16 protein-coding genes, 2 tRNA genes, 3 rRNA genes and 1 pseudogene are annotated in these 20,852 nt (G+C 45.1%); 18 read left to right on the forward strand and 4 right to left on the reverse strand.

The genetic code is table 11. From position 1 onward, the window contains the following. The first annotated feature begins 40 nt into the window (after positions 1 to 40). The 10 genes from HC660_RS03315 to tsaD all read left to right on the forward strand — a co-directional run bounded on the left by HC660_RS03315 (position 41) and on the right by tsaD (position 8,904). Positions 41 to 1,589 (forward strand): 16S ribosomal RNA (locus tag HC660_RS03315). A 169-nt stretch (positions 1,590 to 1,758) separates the two neighbouring features. Next, a 23S ribosomal RNA gene (locus HC660_RS03320) occupies positions 1,759 to 4,686 on the forward strand. A 53-nt stretch (positions 4,687 to 4,739) separates the two neighbouring features. Then, positions 4,740 to 4,855 (forward strand): 5S ribosomal RNA (rrf, locus tag HC660_RS03325). Together the 16S, 23S and 5S rRNA genes with 2 tRNA genes alongside form the textbook arrangement of a ribosomal RNA operon. A gap of 22 nt (positions 4,856 to 4,877) precedes the next feature. Next, a tRNA-Met gene (locus tag HC660_RS03330) sits at positions 4,878 to 4,954 on the forward strand. A gap of 55 nt (positions 4,955 to 5,009) precedes the next feature. Then, positions 5,010 to 5,086: transfer RNA gene (locus tag HC660_RS03335), tRNA-Asp, on the forward strand. Positions 5,087 to 5,267: 181 nt separating this feature from the next. Continuing rightward, positions 5,268 to 6,245, forward strand: coding sequence for a thiamine-phosphate kinase (gene thiL, locus HC660_RS03340; protein ID WP_168747075.1), 978 nt, complete (start codon positions 5,268 to 5,270; stop codon positions 6,243 to 6,245). A gap of 14 nt (positions 6,246 to 6,259) precedes the next feature. Continuing rightward, a complete protein-coding gene (tsaE, locus tag HC660_RS03345) occupies positions 6,260 to 6,736 on the forward strand; it encodes a tRNA (adenosine(37)-N6)-threonylcarbamoyltransferase complex ATPase subunit type 1 TsaE (RefSeq protein ID WP_168747076.1) in 477 nt (158 codons plus the stop codon). Beyond that, on the forward strand, positions 6,717 to 7,406 hold the full coding sequence (tsaB, locus tag HC660_RS03350) for a tRNA (adenosine(37)-N6)-threonylcarbamoyltransferase complex dimerization subunit type 1 TsaB (protein WP_010333204.1): 690 nt from the start codon (positions 6,717 to 6,719) through the stop codon (positions 7,404 to 7,406). The genes tsaE and tsaB overlap by 20 nt, the downstream gene beginning before the upstream one ends. Before the next feature lie 9 nt (positions 7,407 to 7,415). Next, complete coding sequence (rimI, locus tag HC660_RS03355; RefSeq protein WP_010333205.1) at positions 7,416 to 7,871, forward strand: ribosomal protein S18-alanine N-acetyltransferase; 456 nt, start codon at positions 7,416 to 7,418, stop codon at positions 7,869 to 7,871. Then, positions 7,864 to 8,904, forward strand: coding sequence for a tRNA (adenosine(37)-N6)-threonylcarbamoyltransferase complex transferase subunit TsaD (gene tsaD, locus HC660_RS03360; RefSeq protein ID WP_168747077.1), 1,041 nt, complete (start codon positions 7,864 to 7,866; stop codon positions 8,902 to 8,904). Before rimI ends, tsaD begins: the two co-directional genes overlap by 8 nt. A 226-nt stretch (positions 8,905 to 9,130) precedes the next feature. On the opposite strand, the gene HC660_RS03365 is transcribed toward tsaD, so the two are convergent. Beyond that, entirely contained in the window at positions 9,131 to 11,059 is a 1,929-nt protein-coding gene (locus HC660_RS03365) for an ABC-F family ATP-binding cassette domain-containing protein (RefSeq protein WP_168747078.1), read from the reverse strand. A 126-nt stretch (positions 11,060 to 11,185) separates the two neighbouring features. Between HC660_RS03365 and moaC the strand changes: the two genes are divergently transcribed. The 4 genes from moaC to tatC are packed head-to-tail and all read left to right on the forward strand — an operon-like array spanning position 11,186 to position 13,302. Next, a complete protein-coding gene (gene moaC, locus HC660_RS03370) occupies positions 11,186 to 11,698 on the forward strand; it encodes a cyclic pyranopterin monophosphate synthase MoaC (RefSeq protein WP_010333208.1) in 513 nt (170 codons plus the stop codon). Beyond that, the gene (locus HC660_RS03375; protein WP_010333209.1) at positions 11,695 to 12,342 is read left to right on the forward strand and encodes a redox-sensing transcriptional repressor Rex; all 648 of its coding nucleotides are present in this window, start codon (positions 11,695 to 11,697) and stop codon (positions 12,340 to 12,342) included. The genes moaC and HC660_RS03375 overlap by 4 nt, the downstream gene beginning before the upstream one ends. Positions 12,343 to 12,363: 21 nt before the next feature. Continuing rightward, positions 12,364 to 12,537: a sec-independent protein translocase protein TatAY gene (gene tatAY / locus HC660_RS03380; protein ID WP_010333210.1), complete on the forward strand. Its 174-nt coding sequence runs from the start codon at positions 12,364 to 12,366 to the stop codon at positions 12,535 to 12,537. 6 nt (positions 12,538 to 12,543) lie between these two features. Continuing rightward, entirely contained in the window at positions 12,544 to 13,302 is a 759-nt protein-coding gene (gene tatC, locus HC660_RS03385; protein ID WP_081720752.1) for a sec-independent protein translocase protein TatCy, read from the forward strand. A 46-nt stretch (positions 13,303 to 13,348) separates the two neighbouring features. Here the strand turns inward: tatC and HC660_RS03390 are convergent, their stop codons facing one another. Both HC660_RS03390 and HC660_RS03395 read right to left on the reverse strand, forming a co-directional pair. Continuing rightward, positions 13,349 to 13,540: a YdiK family protein gene (locus tag HC660_RS03390; RefSeq protein WP_010333212.1), complete on the reverse strand. Its 192-nt coding sequence runs from the start codon at positions 13,538 to 13,540 to the stop codon at positions 13,349 to 13,351. Next, complete coding sequence (locus tag HC660_RS03395) at positions 13,537 to 14,271, reverse strand: CPBP family intramembrane glutamic endopeptidase (protein WP_010333213.1); 735 nt, start codon at positions 14,269 to 14,271, stop codon at positions 13,537 to 13,539. Before HC660_RS03395 ends, HC660_RS03390 begins: the two co-directional genes overlap by 4 nt. Positions 14,272 to 14,508: 237 nt before the next feature. Here HC660_RS03395 and groES point away from each other — a divergent pair, with 237 nt between their 5' ends. The 4 genes and pseudogenes from groES to HC660_RS20980 all read left to right on the forward strand — a co-directional run bounded on the left by groES (position 14,509) and on the right by HC660_RS20980 (position 18,253). Further along, on the forward strand, positions 14,509 to 14,793 hold the full coding sequence (gene groES / locus HC660_RS03400) for a co-chaperone GroES (RefSeq protein ID WP_003155970.1): 285 nt from the start codon (positions 14,509 to 14,511) through the stop codon (positions 14,791 to 14,793). Positions 14,794 to 14,839: 46 nt separating this feature from the next. Further along, positions 14,840 to 16,474 carry a chaperonin GroEL gene (gene groL, locus HC660_RS03405; protein ID WP_010333214.1) on the forward strand — a complete coding sequence of 545 codons (1,635 nt, stop codon included), beginning with the start codon at positions 14,840 to 14,842 and terminating at the stop codon, positions 16,472 to 16,474. A 658-nt stretch (positions 16,475 to 17,132) separates the two neighbouring features. Next, positions 17,133 to 17,419: pseudogene (locus HC660_RS20975) on the forward strand (abhydrolase domain-containing 18); the annotation flags it as partial. Positions 17,420 to 17,629: 210 nt separating this feature from the next. Continuing rightward, the gene (locus tag HC660_RS20980; RefSeq protein ID WP_244956496.1) at positions 17,630 to 18,253 is read left to right on the forward strand and encodes an alpha/beta hydrolase family protein; all 624 of its coding nucleotides are present in this window, start codon (positions 17,630 to 17,632) and stop codon (positions 18,251 to 18,253) included. 94 nt (positions 18,254 to 18,347) lie between these two features. On the opposite strand, the gene HC660_RS03415 is transcribed toward HC660_RS20980, so the two are convergent. Next, positions 18,348 to 20,849 carry an ATP-binding protein gene (locus HC660_RS03415; protein WP_168747080.1) on the reverse strand — a complete coding sequence of 834 codons (2,502 nt, stop codon included), beginning with the start codon at positions 20,847 to 20,849 and terminating at the stop codon, positions 18,348 to 18,350. Positions 20,850 to 20,852 lie beyond the last annotated feature (3 nt).

Genomic DNA, 20,852 nt, shown 5'->3' on the forward strand with positions numbered 1-20,852 from the left:
ATAAAATCGCACAGCGATGTGCGTAGTCAGTCAAACTACTTTATCGGAGAGTTTGATCCTGGCTCAGGACGAACGCTGGCGGCGTGCCTAATACATGCAAGTCGAGCGAACAGATGGGAGCTTGCTCCCTGATGTTAGCGGCGGACGGGTGAGTAACACGTGGGTAACCTGCCTGTAAGACTGGGATAACTCCGGGAAACCGGGGCTAATACCGGATGCTTGTTTGAACCGCATGGTTCAAACATAAAAGGTGGCTTCGGCTACCACTTACAGATGGACCCGCGGCGCATTAGCTAGTTGGTGAGGTAACGGCTCACCAAGGCAACGATGCGTAGCCGACCTGAGAGGGTGATCGGCCACACTGGGACTGAGACACGGCCCAGACTCCTACGGGAGGCAGCAGTAGGGAATCTTCCGCAATGGACGAAAGTCTGACGGAGCAACGCCGCGTGAGTGATGAAGGTTTTCGGATCGTAAAGCTCTGTTGTTAGGGAAGAACAAGTACCGTTCAAATAGGGCGGTACCTTGACGGTACCTAACCAGAAAGCCACGGCTAACTACGTGCCAGCAGCCGCGGTAATACGTAGGTGGCAAGCGTTGTCCGGAATTATTGGGCGTAAAGGGCTCGCAGGCGGTTCCTTAAGTCTGATGTGAAAGCCCCCGGCTCAACCGGGGAGGGTCATTGGAAACTGGGGAACTTGAGTGCAGAAGAGGAGAGTGGAATTCCACGTGTAGCGGTGAAATGCGTAGAGATGTGGAGGAACACCAGTGGCGAAGGCGACTCTCTGGTCTGTAACTGACGCTGAGGAGCGAAAGCGTGGGGAGCGAACAGGATTAGATACCCTGGTAGTCCACGCCGTAAACGATGAGTGCTAAGTGTTAGGGGGTTTCCGCCCCTTAGTGCTGCAGCTAACGCATTAAGCACTCCGCCTGGGGAGTACGGTCGCAAGACTGAAACTCAAAGGAATTGACGGGGGCCCGCACAAGCGGTGGAGCATGTGGTTTAATTCGAAGCAACGCGAAGAACCTTACCAGGTCTTGACATCCTCTGACAATCCTAGAGATAGGACGTCCCCTTCGGGGCAGAGTGACAGGTGGTGCATGGTTGTCGTCAGCTCGTGTCGTGAGATGTTGGGTTAAGTCCCGCAACGAGCGCAACCCTTGATCTTAGTTGCCAGCATTCAGTTGGGCACTCTAAGGTGACTGCCGGTGACAAACCGGAGGAAGGTGGGGATGACGTCAAATCATCATGCCCCTTATGACCTGGGCTACACACGTGCTACAATGGACAGAACAAAGGGCAGCGAAACCGCGAGGTTAAGCCAATCCCACAAATCTGTTCTCAGTTCGGATCGCAGTCTGCAACTCGACTGCGTGAAGCTGGAATCGCTAGTAATCGCGGATCAGCATGCCGCGGTGAATACGTTCCCGGGCCTTGTACACACCGCCCGTCACACCACGAGAGTTTGTAACACCCGAAGTCGGTGAGGTAACCTTTATGGAGCCAGCCGCCGAAGGTGGGACAGATGATTGGGGTGAAGTCGTAACAAGGTAGCCGTATCGGAAGGTGCGGCTGGATCACCTCCTTTCTAAGGATATTTACGGAATATAAGACCTTGGGTCTTATAAACAGAACGTTCCCTGTCTTGTTTAGTTTTGAAGGATCATTCCTTCGAAACGTGTTCTTTGAAAACTAGATAACAGTAGACATCACATTCAATTAGTAACACAAGATATCACATAGTGATTCTTTTTAACGGTTAAGTTAGAAAGGGCGCACGGTGGATGCCTTGGCACTAGGAGCCGATGAAGGACGGGACGAACACCGATATGCTTCGGGGAGCTGTAAGCAAGCTTTGATCCGGAGATTTCCGAATGGGGAAACCCACCACTCGTAATGGAGTGGTATCCATATCTGAATTCATAGGATATGAGAAGGCAGACCCGGGGAACTGAAACATCTAAGTACCCGGAGGAAGAGAAAGCAAATGCGATTCCCTGAGTAGCGGCGAGCGAAACGGGATTAGCCCAAACCAAGAGGCTTGCCTCTTGGGGTTGTAGGACACTCTATACGGAGTTACAAAGGAACGAGGTAGATGAAGAGGTCTGGAAAGGCCCGCCATAGAAGGTAACAGCCCTGTAGTCAAAACTTCGTTCTCTCCAGAGTGGATCCTGAGTACGGCGGAACACGTGAAATTCCGTCGGAATCCGGGAGGACCATCTCCCAAGGCTAAATACTCCCTAGTGACCGATAGTGAACCAGTACCGTGAGGGAAAGGTGAAAAGCACCCCGGAAGGGGAGTGAAAGAGATCCTGAAACCGTGTGCCTACAAGTAGTCAGAGCCCGTTAACGGGTGATGGCGTGCCTTTTGTAGAATGAACCGGCGAGTTACGATCCCGTGCAAGGTTAAGCAGAAGATGCGGAGCCGCAGCGAAAGCGAGTCTGAATAGGGCGCATGAGTACGTGGTCGTAGACCCGAAACCAGGTGATCTACCCATGTCCAGGGTGAAGTTCAGGTAACACTGAATGGAGGCCCGAACCCACGCACGTTGAAAAGTGCGGGGATGAGGTGTGGGTAGGGGTGAAATGCCAATCGAACCTGGAGATAGCTGGTTCTCTCCGAAATAGCTTTAGGGCTAGCCTCAAGGTAAGAGTCTTGGAGGTAGAGCACTGATTGGACTAGGGGCCCCTACCGGGTTACCGAATTCAGTCAAACTCCGAATGCCAATGACTTATCCTTGGGAGTCAGACTGCGAGTGATAAGATCCGTAGTCGAAAGGGAAACAGCCCAGACCGCCAGCTAAGGTCCCAAAGTATACGTTAAGTGGAAAAGGATGTGGAGTTGCTTAGACAACCAGGATGTTGGCTTAGAAGCAGCCACCATTTAAAGAGTGCGTAATAGCTCACTGGTCGAGTGACTCTGCGCCGAAAATGTACCGGGGCTAAACGTATCACCGAAGCTGCGGACTGTTCTTCGAACAGTGGTAGGAGAGCGTTCTAAGGGCTGTGAAGCCAGACCGGAAGGACTGGTGGAGCGCTTAGAAGTGAGAATGCCGGTATGAGTAGCGAAAGAGGGGTGAGAATCCCCTCCACCGAATGCCTAAGGTTTCCTGAGGAAGGCTCGTCCGCTCAGGGTTAGTCGGGACCTAAGCCGAGGCCGAAAGGCGTAGGCGATGGACAACAGGTTGATATTCCTGTACCACCTCCTCACCATTTGAGCAATGGGGGGACGCAGGAGGATAGGGTAAGCGCGGTATTGGATATCCGCGTCCAAGCAGTTAGGCTGGGAAATAGGCAAATCCGTTTCCCATAAGGCTGAGCTGTGATGGCGAGCGAAATTTAGTAGCGAAGTTCCTGATTCCACACTGCCAAGAAAAGCCTCTAGCGAGGTGAGAGGTGCCCGTACCGCAAACCGACACAGGTAGGCGAGGAGAGAATCCTAAGGTGATCGAGAGAACTCTCGTTAAGGAACTCGGCAAAATGACCCCGTAACTTCGGGAGAAGGGGTGCTCTGTTAGGGTGCAAGCCCGAGAGAGCCGCAGTGAATAGGCCCAGGCGACTGTTTAGCAAAAACACAGGTCTCTGCGAAGCCGTAAGGCGAAGTATAGGGGCTGACGCCTGCCCGGTGCTGGAAGGTTAAGAGGAGCGCTTAGCGTAAGCGAAGGTGCGAATTGAAGCCCCAGTAAACGGCGGCCGTAACTATAACGGTCCTAAGGTAGCGAAATTCCTTGTCGGGTAAGTTCCGACCCGCACGAAAGGCGCAACGATCTGGGCACTGTCTCAACGAGAGACTCGGTGAAATTATAGTACCTGTGAAGATGCAGGTTACCCGCGACAGGACGGAAAGACCCCGTGGAGCTTTACTGCAGCCTGATATTGAATGTTGGTACAGCTTGTACAGGATAGGTAGGAGCCTTGGAAAGCGGAGCGCCAGCTTCGGTGGAGGCATCGGTGGGATACTACCCTGGCTGTATTGACCTTCTAACCCACCGCCCTTATCGGGCGGGGAGACAGTGTCAGGTGGGCAGTTTGACTGGGGCGGTCGCCTCCTAAAAGGTAACGGAGGCGCCCAAAGGTTCCCTCAGAATGGTTGGAAATCATTCGCAGAGTGTAAAGGCACAAGGGAGCTTGACTGCGAGACCTACAAGTCGAGCAGGGACGAAAGTCGGGCTTAGTGATCCGGTGGTTCCGCATGGAAGGGCCATCGCTCAACGGATAAAAGCTACCCCGGGGATAACAGGCTTATCTCCCCCAAGAGTCCACATCGACGGGGAGGTTTGGCACCTCGATGTCGGCTCATCGCATCCTGGGGCTGTAGTCGGTCCCAAGGGTTGGGCTGTTCGCCCATTAAAGCGGTACGCGAGCTGGGTTCAGAACGTCGTGAGACAGTTCGGTCCCTATCCGTCGCGGGCGCAGGAAATTTGAGAGGAGCTGTCCTTAGTACGAGAGGACCGGGATGGACGCACCGCTGGTGTACCAGTTGTTCTGCCAAGGGCATCGCTGGGTAGCTATGTGCGGACGGGATAAGTGCTGAAAGCATCTAAGCATGAAGCCCCCCTCAAGATGAGATTTCCCATTCCGCAAGGAAGTAAGATCCCTGAAAGATGATCAGGTTGATAGGTCTGAGGTGGAAGTGTGGCGACACATGGAGCTGACAGATACTAATCGATCGAGGACTTAACCTAATTTCTAATGATGTCACATCTGTTATCTAGTTTTGAGAGAACACTCTCAATTGTTTGGTGGCGATAGCGAAGAGGTCACACCCGTTCCCATGCCGAACACGGAAGTTAAGCTCTTCAGCGCCGATGGTAGTCGGGGGTTTCCCCCTGTGAGAGTAGGACGCCGCCAAGCTGTTTTATCTTAATTATATCATCGCGGGGTGGAGCAGTTCGGTAGCTCGTCGGGCTCATAACCCGAAGGTCGCAGGTTCAAATCCTGCCCCCGCAACCAAAAAAATCTATCCTTTTAAATAAGGACTGCCCAAAGGGTGCAACCAAATTAAAATGGTCCGGTAGTTCAGTTGGTTAGAATGCCTGCCTGTCACGCAGGAGGTCGCGGGTTCGAGTCCCGTCCGGACCGCCATTTATTGTAAACGAAACGATCATGTTTTCGTTTTTTTTTGTGTTTTCTTTTATTGCGTCTTTTGCTTGGTATGATAACCAAGCTTTCTTTATATCAGCAACATCTTGGATATTTCAGCAGAATCCGATACACTAGATACAGTACATATAAAACATGGTCAGACCAAAAGGAGGTTTGGTTAATGGATGAGTTTGATTTAATTAATAGTATTACTCCTCGAACCATTCACCATTCTTCCGTTGATGTAGGAATTGGAGACGATGCCGCTCTTTACACAGCGAAAAACGGTGTGCAGGAAATTGTATGTGTCGATACAATGGTTGAGGACGTGCATTTTAAATTGAGCTATTCTTCGCCGGAGGACATTGGTTATAAGGCGTTAGCCATAAATATAAGTGATATTGCCGCTATGGGAGGTATCCCTAAGTTTTATTTAGTGTCTCTTGCAGTGCCTTTAAAATGGACGGAATCAGAAATCAAAGCAATGTATGAAGGAATGAATGAACTGGCGAAACTATATTGTATGGATCTGATTGGCGGTGATACAGTTTCTACTTCCGATAAACTAGTCGTCACAGTGACTGTGATTGGGGAAGTTGAAAAGGGACGTGCCTGTTTGCGCAGTTTGGCAAAGCCGAATGATATTGTCTTTGTCACTGGTGAAATCGGTTCTTCTGCCGCTGGACTTTCATTGCTGCTAAAAGAGTCTTCCCATCCGGAAACATCATTTGAAACAAATTACTTTATCAATAGGCATAAGCGGCCTCAGCCAAGAGTGAGTGTTGGCAGACTATGCTCGAACGCTCAGCGTGTGGCTCTTAATGATATTAGTGACGGATTGGCAAGTGAACTGCATGAAATTGCAGAATCCAGCTCCGTTTCAATAGAAATTGACGAGAGCCTACTTCCAGTTCATCCAGACTTGCCTAAGCTGAATTCCAAATGGAAGGAATGGGCTTTGTTTGGCGGAGAGGATTTTGAACTGACTGGGACGATCTCAAAGGAAGACTGGGATGTGTTAGAGCAGGAGTGCTGCAGACTTCAACTGCCAATTAAAAAGATTGGATGTGTCCGGGAAAAGACAGAATCCAATGTCATATTAAAGACAGAAGAAGAAACAATGACTTTAGAGAAAAAAGGATATAATCATTTTAAATAAGACGGGTGACTCGTGTGAAGCAATTAAAATGGAGAACTGAAAATCCTGAAGAAACAAAAGCGATTGCGAAGCTGACTGCATCGTTTTCAAAGCCTGGGGACGTCCTGACATTAGAGGGCGATTTAGGAGCTGGAAAAACAACCTTTACAAAAGGTTTTGCTGAAGGACTCGGAATTACACGTGTTGTAAACAGTCCGACATTTACAATCATAAAAGAATATAACGATGGTTCACTTCCTCTTTATCATATGGATGTATACAGAATGGAAGACGAGAGTGAAGACTTGGGACTTGATGAATATTTTCACGGACAAGGTGTCTGCTTAGTGGAGTGGGCACATTTAATTGAAGAGCAGCTTCCGCAGGAGCGACTGCAAATTGTCATTAAAAGAGCTGGTGATGATGAAAGAGAGATCGTCTTTACAGCGGTGGGGAATCGGTATGAAATGCTTTGTGAGGAGATAAGTAGACATGACAATATTAGCGATTGATACATCGAATTATACTTTAGGCATAGCGCTGCTTCGGGACAACACTGTCATAGCAGAATACATCACTTATTTAAAAAAGAATCATTCTGTAAGGGCGATGCCTGCTGTTCATTCTTTGCTGAATGATTGTGATCTAACCCCGCAGGATCTTTCTAAAATTGTTGTTGCAAAAGGTCCAGGCTCGTACACAGGGGTGAGAATCGGTGTAACAATTGCCAAAACACTTGCATGGTCTTTAAACATTCCGATTTCTGCTGTATCAAGTCTTGAAGCGCTGGCGGCAAATGGACGTCACTTTGATGGTCTGATCAGCCCTATATTTGATGCGAGACGCGGACAGGTGTATACAGGTCTTTATGAATATAAAAACGGGCTTTTAGAGCAGGCTGTTCCGGATCAAAACGTGATGCTGACAGAGTGGCTGGAGATGCTAAAAGAGAAGGATCGCCCTGTTTTGTTTTTAGGTCATGATACATCCATACACAAGGAGACGATACTGGATGTATTAGGAACAAAAGGAGTCATAGGGCCTGCGGCTCAGCATAATCCCCGCCCTTCAGAATTGGCTTACGCAGGTGCGGATAGGGAAGCTGTTGATATTCACGGGCTTGTGCCGGATTATTTAAGGCTTGCAGAAGCAGAAGCGAAATGGATTGAAAGTCAAAAGTAGGGTGATAGGATGAAAACAAAAGCAGCAGTCAGAAAAATGCAGCTTAATGATGTTGATCACGTATACGATATTGAAACATCCTCCTTTACGTCTCCCTGGACGAAGGACTCGTTTTATCATGAATTGCTTGAAAATCCATATGCCCACTATCTCGTGATTGAAAAGGACGATTGTATCGCGGGTTATTGCGGAATTTGGATTGTGATGGACGACGCCCAAATCACAAATATAGCGATTAAACCAGAGTATAGGGGCCAGTCTTTAGGAGAAGCACTTTTTCGTTCAGCTCTCGAGCTTTGTAAAGAAAAAGAGGCGAGGCGGCTTTCGCTTGAAGTGAGGGTTTCCAATCACCCTGCTCAAAGCTTATATAAAAAGTTCGGGATGCAGCCCGGCGGAATAAGGAAGAACTATTATACTGATAACGGGGAAGATGCGTTAATTATGTGGGTGACGATAAATGAATGAGCAAAAAGATCTTTATATATTAGGAATCGAAACGAGCTGCGATGAAACGGCAGCAGCGATTGTAAAAAACGGAACAGAAATCGTCTCGAACGTTGTGGCCTCTCAAATTGAAAGCCATAAACGATTCGGTGGGGTTGTGCCGGAAATTGCATCAAGACATCATGTGGAGCAAATCACTTTAGTGATCGAAGAGGCTTTCCGTAAAGCAGACATGACATATCGTGATATAGATGCGATTGCAGTTACTGAAGGCCCGGGATTGGTGGGAGCACTGCTAATCGGGGTAAACGCCGCTAAAGCATTGAGCTTTGCGCATCATATTCCGTTAGTTGGAGTCCATCATATAGCGGGCCATATATACGCAAACCGCCTGGTAGAAGAGATCGTTTTTCCAGCGCTTGCATTGGTCGTTTCCGGCGGCCATACGGAATTGGTTTATATGAAAGAACATGGTTCATTTGAAGTGATCGGGGAAACACTCGATGACGCAGCAGGGGAAGCTTATGACAAAGTGGCAAGAACGATGGGGCTCCCGTATCCAGGCGGACCGCAGATTGACAAGCTTGCGGAATCAGGGAATGACACTATTCCTCTGCCTCGCGCATGGCTTGAAGAAGGTTCTTATCATTTCAGCTTCAGCGGGCTGAAATCCGCTGTGATCAATACGCTTCATAACGCGGCTCAAAAAGGACAGGTCATTGCGCCGGAAGATCTTTCTGCCAGTTTTCAGAATAGCGTCATTGATGTCTTAGTGACAAAAACGGCACGCGCTGCAAAAGAATATGGTGTCAAACAGGTTCTTTTAGCCGGCGGAGTTGCTGCAAACAGAGGGCTCAGAGCGGCGTTACAGAAGGAATTCTCCCAGCATGAGGGGACAGCGCTCATCATTCCTCCGCTATCCTTATGTACAGATAATGCTGCAATGATTGCTGCGGCCGGTACTATTGCTTTTGAAAAAGGGATTCGCGGATCATATGATATGAATGGCCAGCCTGGTCTTGAACTGACTTCTTATCAAGGTCTCACGACATAATGACGTGAGGCTTTTTTATTGTTATTAACAGATAATTCTCAATTTATCCACATATCTGTTAGTCATTATGGAGATATAGATGGATAAAGGGGTTGAGAGGCTGTTAATAAAGTGGGTAAATTCAGAATATTTTGTGGATATTGTGTATAAATCGCTTTCTTCGTTTGCTTATAAGGGTATTTACTGTGGATAAAAAGCACCTCTAAAAAAGAGGTGCTTGACTTTTTTAATCTTCTTCTGTGGATAGTTCTTCCCATTCTGATAATAGGTTTTCCAATTCTTGATTAAGTTTCTCGTTGTCAGCGTGGATGGCTTGTACCTTTTCGTGGTTCTGATATACTTCCGGATCACAAAGTAATTCATCATTGTGGCTGATGTTTTCTTCTATGGTCTGAACTGTCGTTTCAATTTCTTCTATGCGTCTGAGTCGTTGGCGTTCTTTCTTTTTCCATTCTTTTTCTTCCTCGTATGAACGTTTAGAGTCGGATTTCTGTGCAGCCGTTGCTTTTTCAGTTTCCTCTTGCTGTTTCATTTTCTCCAATTCTAGCTGCTGTGTTTTTTTCTCTGTATAATAATCGTAATCGCCGAGGTATTCCTCAATATGGTTTGGAGAAAGCTCGTATACCCTTGTTGCGATTCTGTTAATAAAATATCTGTCATGTGAGACAAATAACAATGTACCCGGATAATCGATCAAGGCGTTCTCGAGAACTTCTTTGCTGTCTAAATCAAGATGGTTTGTCGGCTCATCAAGAATGAGAAAGTTAGCTTTTTGCAGCATCAGCTTGGCCAGGGCCACTCTTGCTTTTTCGCCCCCGCTTAGGGAATGGACGGGTTTAAGCACATCATCCCCGGAGAATAAGAAATTTCCGAGGCACGTTCTGATTTCTTTCTCTTGAAGCTCCGGATACTCGTCCCACAGCTCATCAATGACGCGTTTAGAGGAGGTCAGCTCAGCTTGTTCCTGGTCATAGTAACCGATACTGACATTTGAGCCGTACGCTATTGTTCCCTGATCCGGCTTCAGTGTGTTTATTAATGTTTTCAGCAAGGTTGATTTTCCGATTCCGTTGGGACCTACAAGAGCGGCGCTTTCTCCTCTTGTCAGCCTAAACGAAACATCTGTCAGAAGCGGCGGCTGGTTTTCATAGCTGATGGTCAGATCCTGAACCCGCAGGACCTCGTTCCCGCTCTGTTTTGTAATATCAAAATGAAAATTTGCTGATTTTTCGTCGCCGAGCGGTTTTGACATGACGTCCATCCGTTCAAGCTGTTTCCGCCGGCTTTGTGCTCTTTTTGTCGTTGAGGCTCTCGCCAGATTTCGGTCTACAAAGTCCTGCAGCTTAGCGATTTCATCCTGCTGTTTTTCATACAGCTTAAGATCCTTTTCATATTGGGCAGCTTTCTGATCGAGATAAGCGCTGTAGTTGCCGTGATACTTTTTGCTTTCTGATCTAGATACCTCGTACACCTGATTCACCACTTTATCCAAAAAGTAGCGGTCGTGAGAAACAATCAGAATGGCGCCTGAATAGCCTTGCAAATAATGTTCAAGCCAGGTCAGCGTATTAATGTCCAGATGGTTGGTCGGCTCATCTAGAATGAGAAGGTCAGGCTGTGTTAACAAAAGCTTACCCAAGGCCAGTCTTGTTTTCTGACCACCGCTCAGGCTTTGCACCTGCGTTGAATCGTCAAAATGGCTGAAGCCGAGACCGTGCAGCACAGATCTGACATCTGCTTCATATTGATAGCCGCCTTTATCTTTAAATTCCTGCTGAAGGCGGTCGTAGGTTTTCATGATGCTTTCCAGTTCACCTGGATCAGCTGCCGCCATTTTTTCTTCTATGGTGCGCATTTCTTTTTCCATTGCTTTTAAGTGATCAAAAACAGTCAGCAGCTCTTCTTTTATGGTAAGCTTAGAATCCAAGCCGGTATGCTGGGCTAAGTAGCCCATTGTGATATCTTTCGGCTTGATAACTTCACCCTTTTCATATGAAAGGTGACCTGCGATAATTTTAAGGAGTGTAGATTTCCCCGCGCCGTTTCTTCCGACAATTGCGACGCGATCACGGTTTCTGACTTCCAGCTTTATATTGTTTAAAATAGTATCAGCACCAAATGATTTGGAAAGCTGATTAATTTGTAAGATCATCATATTATTTCACCTCTGCTATAATAAGTTAAGTGTAGCTTATGAACCAGAACTCAGCAAACAATACATTGGCCGGATAAGACATAGAGAAGAAAATAGTGTATGATCTGTTTAAGGAGAGTTTTTACTATGAATGGATTTTCTCATTTTAATGAACAGGGCAGAGCCCAGATGGTGGATATCAGCGAAAAATCTTCGACTGTCCGTACTGCGGCGGCTGTATCAAGCGTACACATGAAGAGTGAAGTGTACGAGAAAATAAAAAGCCATGATATCGGCAAAGGAGATGTACTTGCTGTCGCTCAGGTGGCGGGCATTATGGCTGCAAAGCAAACATCAAATATCATTCCGATGTGCCATCCGCTATCCTTGAGCGGGGTCGATATTTCGTTTGACTGGAAAATAAAAGAAACAGAAGTTATACTTCATATAAAAGCACAGGTCAAAACGAAAGGGAGTACAGGTGTGGAAATGGAAGCGCTAACTTCTGCATCGGTGTGTGCCCTTACTGTTTACGATATGTGCAAGGCGCTTGATAAGGGGATGGTCATCGGCCCTACCTGCTTGCTGGAAAAGACAGGCGGGAAAAACGGTGACTTTAAAAGAGAACTATCCGAGTATAATTTGGAGGACCAAAAATGAATAAGGATCAATCAAAAATTCCGCAGGCGACGGCAAAACGGCTGCCGCTTTATTATCGCTTTTTAAAGAATCTGCATGCGTCAGGAAAACAGCGTGTATCATCTGCTGAACTCAGTGATGCCGTAAAGGTTGATTCTGCCACGATTCGCAGGGATTTTTCCTATTTTGGAGCTCTTGGCAAAAAAGGATACGGATATAATGTTGATTATTTGCTGTCATTTTTCCGAAAAACACTTGATCAGGATGAAATGACAGACGTTATCTTGATTGGTGTCGGGAATTTAGGAACAGCATTTCTTCACTATAATTTCACAAAAAATAATAACACGAAAATTTCTATGGCTTTTGATATAAATGAGAGTAAAATAGGAACTGAGGTAGGCGGTGTGCCCGTCTTTAACCTAGATGATCTTGAAAAACATGTAAAAGGCGAATCAGTTGCCATTCTTACAGTGCCCGCAGTTGCGGCCCAATCGATTACCGACAGATTGGTTGCGTTAGGGATTAAGGGTATTCTTAATTTTACGCCGGCCCGTTTGAATGTGCCGGAACACATTCGAATTCATCATATAGATTTAGCTGTAGAGCTTCAGTCACTGGTTTATTTCTTGAAGCATTATTCTGTTTTAGAGGAAATCGAGTAACCGGAAAGGAGGAGCCCAAATATGCCGATCGGTCCTGGAAGCCTTGCTGTTATCGCAATCGTTGCTCTGATTATCTTTGGTCCCAAAAAGCTGCCTGAGTTGGGAAAAGCGGCTGGAGACACACTTCGTGAATTCAAAAACGCTACTAAAGGATTAGCGAGTGATGATGAGGAAAAAAAGAAAGAGAATCAGTAAGTTAGGATGACACAAATGAAAGTGAATCAAATGTCGCTGCTGGAGCATATTGCGGAGCTTCGAAAACGATTGCTGGTTGTGGCGCTGGCGTTTGTCGTTTTCTTTATCGCGGGATTTTTTTTAGCGAAGCCGATTATAGTGTATTTGCAAGAAACGGATGAAGCGAAGGAGCTCACGCTCAATGCGTTTAATCTGACAGACCCGCTTTATGTGTTTATGCAGTTTGCGTTTATCATCGGGATTGTCCTGACTTCGCCGGTTATTCTTTACCAGCTTTGGGCTTTTGTGAGCCCGGGTCTCTATGAAAGGGAACGCAAAGTAACGCTCAGCTACATTCCGATCTCTATTTTGCTGTTTTTAGCGGGTTTATCTTTTTCCTATTATATTTTATTTCCTTTTGTTGTCGATTTTATGAAACGGATCTCTCAAGATTTGAATGTCACTCAGGTAATCGGAATTAATGAATATTTTCATTTTCTTCTGCAGCTGACGATTCCGTTTGGACTATTGTTTCAAATGCCGGTCATCCTTATGTTTTTGACAAGGCTTGGAATTGTGACACCGATGTTTTTAACGAAAATCAGAAAGTATGCGTACTTTACGCTGCTTGTGATTGCTGCTCTGATTACACCACCTGAGCTTTTGTCTCATATGATGGTGACTGTTCCGCTCTTGATTTTGTATGAAATCAGTATTTTAATATCGAAGGCTGCCTATCGGAAAGCGCAGAAAAGCAGTGCTGCCGATCATGACGTTTCTTCTTAACCATCATAAAAAAATCCATTTCTCATAGAAGAGAAATGGATTTTCTTTATTTCTGGTTTTTCTTTGTTTTAAATGAAAAGGCGAACATCTTAAAAGAAATGCTGATGTTGTATGCAGCGAACACCATCAGCAGGATGGAGTAAAATGACCACATGCTGCCTGGTGAGCTTGCGGCGAGATAAGTAAAGATGCACCCTACGGCAAAGTAGATCATTCCCCACACTATCGGGTTTCTCATGAAAGTAATCCTCCAATAATCAATTGCATTTGTGTGCTTTGCTGTTCAAGGTATTTCTGAACAGGCTCAAGCTGCATAATGACGACGAATGTATTCATCATTACATGGGCGAAAATCGGCACCCAAATCCGTTTGGTTCTCGCATATAAAAATGCAAAGGTAAAGCCCATTGCTGTATACAGCAGAAGGTGCGTCAAATCGGCATGAACAATTCCGAAAATAATGGAGCTGATCAGTCCGGCAATAAAGAAATTCGTTTTTTCGTACAGCGCGCCGAAAATGATTTTTCTGAAGATGATTTCTTCTAATATTGGCCCGATGATAGAAGAAACGATAATCATAAGCGGGACTGCCTGAATCACATCCAGGATGGCTTTTGTATTTTCTGATTCTCTTCCGATGCCAAATACATAATATTCAATAGAACCGGCTATTCCTTGAGAGAAAAGGGCTATGAAAAAACCGGCTATCGCCCAAAGGATCGATAGTCCGACAGAGTCTTTCTTTTCGTTTCGCAACGTAGTTTTAGGCACAGTTCTGAGAATGAGCAATACAACAATCAGACAGGCAATAAAACTGATGACGGACCATAATCCCTGCGCGTGCAGCAGATTTTCTTTTGTGGGCTGTCCTCCCGCATAACCGAATTTAAATAACAAGGGAATCCCGATTACTGCTGAAAACTGCATGATGATATATGTCAAAATAATAAACCAATACTGTTTTCTCAAATGGTATGTACTCCTTTGTTAAGTGGGTTTCTTTTGTCTACAGCTATTGTAACATAATTGAACGGGGGTGAAAAAACCAAGGGATATCAGAGCTGAAAAGAATGATGTAAGCGTGAAAAATTTTTTATCTTATCACTTGAAATTGGAAGTCAGATTCTTTATTATAAGAGTTGTGTTAGCACTCTTTAGTGCTGAGTGCTAAAATTACATATTCATACTATTGAGGAGGTTATTACATTGTTAAAGCCATTAGGTGATCGCGTTGTCATTGAACTCGTAGAATCTGAAGAAAAAACTGCCAGCGGAATTGTGTTACCGGATTCTGCAAAAGAAAAGCCGCAAGAAGGCAAAATCGTGGCAGCTGGTTCAGGTCGCGTGTTAGAAAGCGGAGAGCGCGTTGCTTTAGAAGTAAAAGAGGGCGACCGCATTATCTTCTCAAAATACGCAGGTACTGAAGTGAAATACGAAGGTACTGAATACTTAATCTTACGTGAAAGCGACATTTTAGCTGTTATCGGCTAATTCTTAAATAAACAAATACTTAAAAATTCGAGGAGGTTTCGTACACATGGCAAAAGATATTAAGTTTAGTGAAGAAGCTCGCCGCGCAATGCTTCGCGGTGTTGATGCACTTGCTGATGCTGTAAAAGTAACTTTAGGACCAAAAGGACGCAACGTGGTTCTAGAGAAAAAATTCGGTTCTCCGTTAATCACAAATGACGGTGTAACAATCGCTAAAGAAATCGAACTTGAAGACGCGTTTGAAAACATGGGTGCTAAGCTTGTAGCTGAAGTAGCCAGCAAAACAAACGACGTTGCCGGTGACGGTACAACAACTGCGACAGTTCTTGCGCAAGCAATGATCCGCGAAGGCCTTAAAAACGTAACAGCAGGCGCTAACCCTGTAGGCGTGCGTAAAGGTATGGAACAAGCTGTAAACGTTGCGATCGAGAACCTGAAAGAAATTTCTAAGCCAATCGAAGGCAAAGAATCTATCGCTCAGGTTGCTGCGATCTCTGCTGCTGATGAGGAAGTCGGAAGCCTTATCGCTGAAGCAATGGAGCGCGTAGGCAACGACGGCGTTATCACAATCGAAGAGTCTAAAGGCTTCACAACTGAGCTTGAAGTTGTTGAAGGTATGCAATTCGACCGCGGATATGCGTCTCCTTACATGGTAACTGATTCTGATAAGATGGAAGCAGTTCTTGACAATCCTTACATCTTAATCACAGACAAAAAAATCACAAACATTCAAGAAATCCTTCCTGTGCTTGAGCAGGTTGTTCAGCAAGGCAAACCATTGCTTCTAATCGCTGAGGATGTTGAAGGTGAAGCTCTTGCAACACTTGTTGTGAACAAACTTCGCGGCACATTCAACGCAGTGGCTGTTAAAGCTCCTGGCTTTGGTGACCGCCGTAAAGCAATGCTTGAAGACATCGCTGTCCTTACTGGCGGAGAAGTCATCACAGAAGATCTTGGCCTTGACCTGAAATCTACTGAAATCGGACAATTGGGACGCGCTTCTAAAGTTGTGGTTACAAAAGAAAACACAACAATCGTTGAAGGCGCTGGCGAAACAGATAAAATTTCTGCACGCGTCACTCAAATCCGCGCACAAGTGGAAGAAACAACTTCTGAGTTCGACAGAGAAAAATTACAAGAGCGTCTTGCTAAACTTGCTGGCGGCGTAGCTGTCATCAAAGTCGGCGCTGCGACTGAAACTGAGCTGAAAGAGCGTAAACTTCGCATCGAAGACGCCCTGAACTCAACTCGCGCAGCTGTTGAAGAAGGCATCGTATCCGGCGGTGGTACAGCGCTTGTCAACGTATATAACAAAGTGGCTGCCGTTGAAGCTGAAGGTGATGCGCAAACAGGTATCAACATCGTGCTTCGCGCGCTTGAAGAGCCAATTCGTCAAATCGCACACAACGCTGGTCTTGAAGGATCTGTCATCGTTGAGCGCCTCAAAAACGAAGAAATCGGCGTAGGCTTCAACGCTGCAACTGGCGAATGGGTAAACATGATTGAAAAAGGGATCGTTGACCCAACAAAAGTTACACGTTCTGCACTGCAAAACGCAGCTTCTGTAGCAGCAATGCTCTTAACAACTGAAGCTGTTGTCGCTGACAAACCGGAAGAAAATGCCGGCGGCGCAGGAATGCCTGACATGGGCGGCATGGGCGGTATGGGCGGCATGATGTAAAACCGACAAAAAACCCTTGACTTACAAGGGGTTGTCGGTAACGGACGTCATTTTTGATGCCCTTTTGATGCCATTTATAAATTTTTGAGGCTTCTCATGAGTTCACCGAACTTGTGAGAGGCTTCTTTTTTTTCTGTTTTTTGTGGTTTGATTTTTTCAGCACTGTTTTATATCGATTTTCAATAGTTTTGATAAACGATAGATAACTCCGATATGGACTATTCAATCGATCAAAATACAAAATTCTCATCATACAATCCGTGCTTTATTTGCATCTTGACTTTATTTTTTACTTTGTGCTTTTTAAGGACTCGCAGGACGGACCTCGTCTTCGACTGCTGAAAACCAGAAGTGAGTTGAATTCCATCTTCTCGAAAAATAACACGAGGCATTTCTTGGGATGTAGCCAGAAACCAACCTTTGGACCCTTTCTCTCTATTGCAGACAGGAGACAATATTGGTATACTCTCATACGACAAAAAAAGACCCAGTTATCTAGATAAATAGTGCCATCAACACTCTTAAACGGTTTCCCCGGGAAAGCACTGTCAAAGAGAAATCCTATTAAAATGTCTATTTTTGCTGCTTTTATTGCTACTAAAAGACGATGTTTTCCTTGCAATAAGGAACTCGTCTTTTTTGTTAAGTATAAAGAGAAACTGTCGATGGAGATAGATTCTTTCACCAACATCTTGATAAAATCCGTTCCGACTCTATGGAGACAGGACAATCCAATTATTAACTCTAATATTCGTTTTTTTGATTATCAAGGAGGACTTAATCGTGCATTTCTCAGAAATGATAGATCGCTTGGCTTTATATGATTTACATAGAAAAAGAAGCAAAGATAAACAATTTTCTGTTGCTTTTACAGCCGATGCAGATGATAGAGAGGAATTTTACAGTGCAAATATAGCCGATGTTTCAATTGACTTGAATGAATCTAAAAAAAATTATAGGGTTGGAACATTTCGTTATGAATCCTTAATTCAAACTGGGAATCCTGTTAATGATACTTTAAAAGGGGAGGTTTTTTTAAATGAAAATGATATAGATCAACCCAATGTTATCTTTGTACATGGCTGGCGCATGGATTCGTACAATAGGATCAAAAAAATATTTCATAATCGTATAATGAACGATTTAGGCTGGAACATGTATTATTATTCTCTTCCATACCATTTTGAAAGAGAACCGGAAAATTCATTGTATAATGGCGAGTTGATGATTAGTGCAAATATTGATCGTACAATTGAGTCGTCAAGACAGGCCGTTGTAGATTTACGAGCGTTAATTCACTGGATAAAAGCAAATAAAAAAGGGCCTGTTATCATAATGGGAGTAAGCTTAGGGGGATGGGTTACGAATCTAATTGCTACCCTAGAATCCCAAATTGATGTAGTGGTATCAATCTTTTATGCCAATCGCCTTTCTTATTCAATATGGAACACGATCCCAGGTAAATTCATAAGAGAAGAATTAGAACAAAATGGTGTGACCTATGAAGATTTAATAAAATATTGGAATATCACAGATCCTAGTCAAGCCTTGCCGAAAGTTAATAAAGATAACATTCTGCTGATTTCTGCTAAACATGATCAGTATATTGACTTAAAAGATGCAGATTCTTTATGGGAAAGTTGGAGGAAACCGAAAAGATATGTCTATAATTGTGGTCATTCCAGCATTGTTCTTTGCCGCAAAAAGCTGGCAAATGATACGCTTTCCTTTATACGAGAAAGAATACATACGGGAAAATCTCGTTCAGTACATTTGTAGACATTAATAAGAAACGAAAGGCCAACTGCGACTTCAGTTGGCCTATTCTATTTATAATAAAGAAACTGAGTGAGATTCCTGACAGAACTACGTACTAGTCGTTTTCTTTGATCACCATTGCCAATTGTTCCACCTCTCCCCGAATCCCAATCGCAGGCTCCCACGAATCAATCAGACGAATCGCCTTCTGATTAGAATCCATCGCTTTCGTTTTCTCTCCTTTACGGTACAACAGCTGAGCCATTCCATAATAATAATAGATCAACTCAACCTGATTCGCGTTATGTTTGTCATAAAGCATTTGCTCAAAAGCTTCTTCCGCTTTCTCAAACTGACCACACTTCACGTAAGCCACACCCAAATTGAAATAGGCTTCTACCGTTTTTTCGCCCCCATACATGGAGCTGATTTGATTTGCCGCTTCGTATAATTGAATGGCTTCTTCATTATGACCTTTCACAAAGCTCAGATCTCCGCGAACCAATAGAACTCTGTGCTGAATCGCAGGGGAAATCGGTTTATCTTTGATTTCGGTTAAAATCGCTTCCGCTTTTTCATCACTTCCGCCTTTTAGTAACAGCCTTGATTGCAGTGCGAGTCCCCATACCTTTAGATCGTGAACGTCTTGCTCTTCAGTGTCTGATTGTTCAAGCGTTTTCAGGCCGGCTTCAATTTGCTGAAGAGCCCCGTCTAAATCGTTGACTTCCATCAGTGCCCAGCCCGCTGTGTCGATTCTGAAGAAGGCTTCTCGTGTGTGTTGGCCTAATTGATGGGCGGCATCGGCGGCTTTACGGCCGTATTCGATTCGTAAGGGCAGGTTGATTCTGCTTAGAAAATGGCTGATGCGGGTGATGAGTTCGATTAGAATTTCTTTTTGATCGGTTTCGCTTGACCATTTGATCACCTTTAGGATGTTTGGCCATTCTTTTTTGATTTGGTCTAAATCACGTCCCAGGAGATAGCTCCAATAGATAGAGTTGGGCTGTTCCCGCTTTAAATGGGTTTCCGCATAATGAATATAATAGTGCGCCCAGCGGCTGCGGGCTTCTGTTTCATAATTCTGATTTTCGGACAAGTGCTGTTCTCCGTAAGCGACCACAGTTTGATGCGCTAAGTATTGTGTCCTTCCTTCGCTTCGTTCCGGCTGAATCAGAGCAAAAGATCGCATTTGTTCAATTGCGTAATGAAAACGGCGAGCGTCTAATCCGGCCGCTGCCGCCAGGCTTTTTTCATCTGGCGGCTTGCTGAAAAAGCATAGCACCTGCCATAGCTTCAGGGTGTCTTCATTGCATCTGTGCCATGTGCGCCCAAATAGAAAATCAAACAGATCTAATAGTGAGTAGCCTGCTTTTCCGAGCTCATGAATCAGCTGATGAGCGGGAATGTCATCGTCTGACATATAGGCGATGCTGAGTGCCATGGCTTTCGGGTTTCCGGCTGTTGCTGAAATGAACCCACTCTTCAGTTCTGGGGATAGTTCCAGCAGCTGCGCTAGCTTTTCTCGTTTAGTTGGATCGTTGCACATTTGCAGGCAGCGGTTCACTTCTTGATGAAAATATTCCAGGGCATCTGTTTGTTCAAGTCCGCTCAGCTGGATGGTTACCATTTCACCGAAGCCTTCCCGATAGGTTTGCTTCAAGTTTTCACGTGCTGTGAGGAGAACTTTCACGCCTTGAGGCAGGCTGGTGATAAATTCGTGAATGTCTCTTTCGGCAGTGTCTATGCTGTCCACGATCAGCAGGACCGGTTTTTCTCTAGTATAATTAGCAAGTGCATTGCGGACGACAAATCGTTTTTCGTTTATGGATTTATTGATTTGTTCCGTTCGACCGAGCTGATAGGCAATCGTATTTAAAAAATCACTAAAGCTTAATCCCTTCCAATCAGCACTGAGCCAGATGATGCTGTTGAATGCCGGCCAATCTGAGGAATCGCCGCCGATACAGGAATAGGCTGCCTCAAGAGCAGTAGTCGTTTTCCCCATGCCTGCCCATCCGGTAATCAAACAGACGGGTGATGGGGAAAGCATCCATTGCCGTATCGCCTCGATGTCAAATCTTCGTCCTATAAAGTGACCCGACCAGCGTGACGGTAAGTTGTGTGTCAAAGGGATCTGTTCTGTAAGCGCATTCGTTTTATGGTCGAGAACATCAGGAAATAAACGCTTGACTGTTTTTTCAATATCTTGATCAAGCGGTGCTCCGAATGAATTGTCCTGCCGTACTATTTTCGCTTTTTTAAGACATGAGGCCGCCCATACAGGCAGTGCAGGTTTGATTACCGGTATAGTGGTGGTCTCAAGCAGGTCGGAAAACCACTGTATATTCATATCGGTTTTTTCAAGAATGATCCAGATCATTCCGAACAGTTTTCCGTCTTCAATTCTTCCGGGAACATAGTTCACACCCATCTGTCCGATCCAGCTTTTAATCGTGTTTGGGGAAACTCCCAGCTGGTGTGAAATGTTGTCTAAATAAGACTGTCCTGTTTTTTCGTTCTTATTTCTTCTGACTTTATAATCTGGATGAAGTTTTAATGACTTTACGCCAGGTGCCAGCAATTCTGCAAATTGTTTTCGATCTTCCAGTTCAGCCATAAA

Source organism: Bacillus mojavensis (assembly GCF_012648005.1).
Taxonomy (GTDB): domain Bacteria; phylum Bacillota; class Bacilli; order Bacillales; family Bacillaceae; genus Bacillus; species Bacillus mojavensis.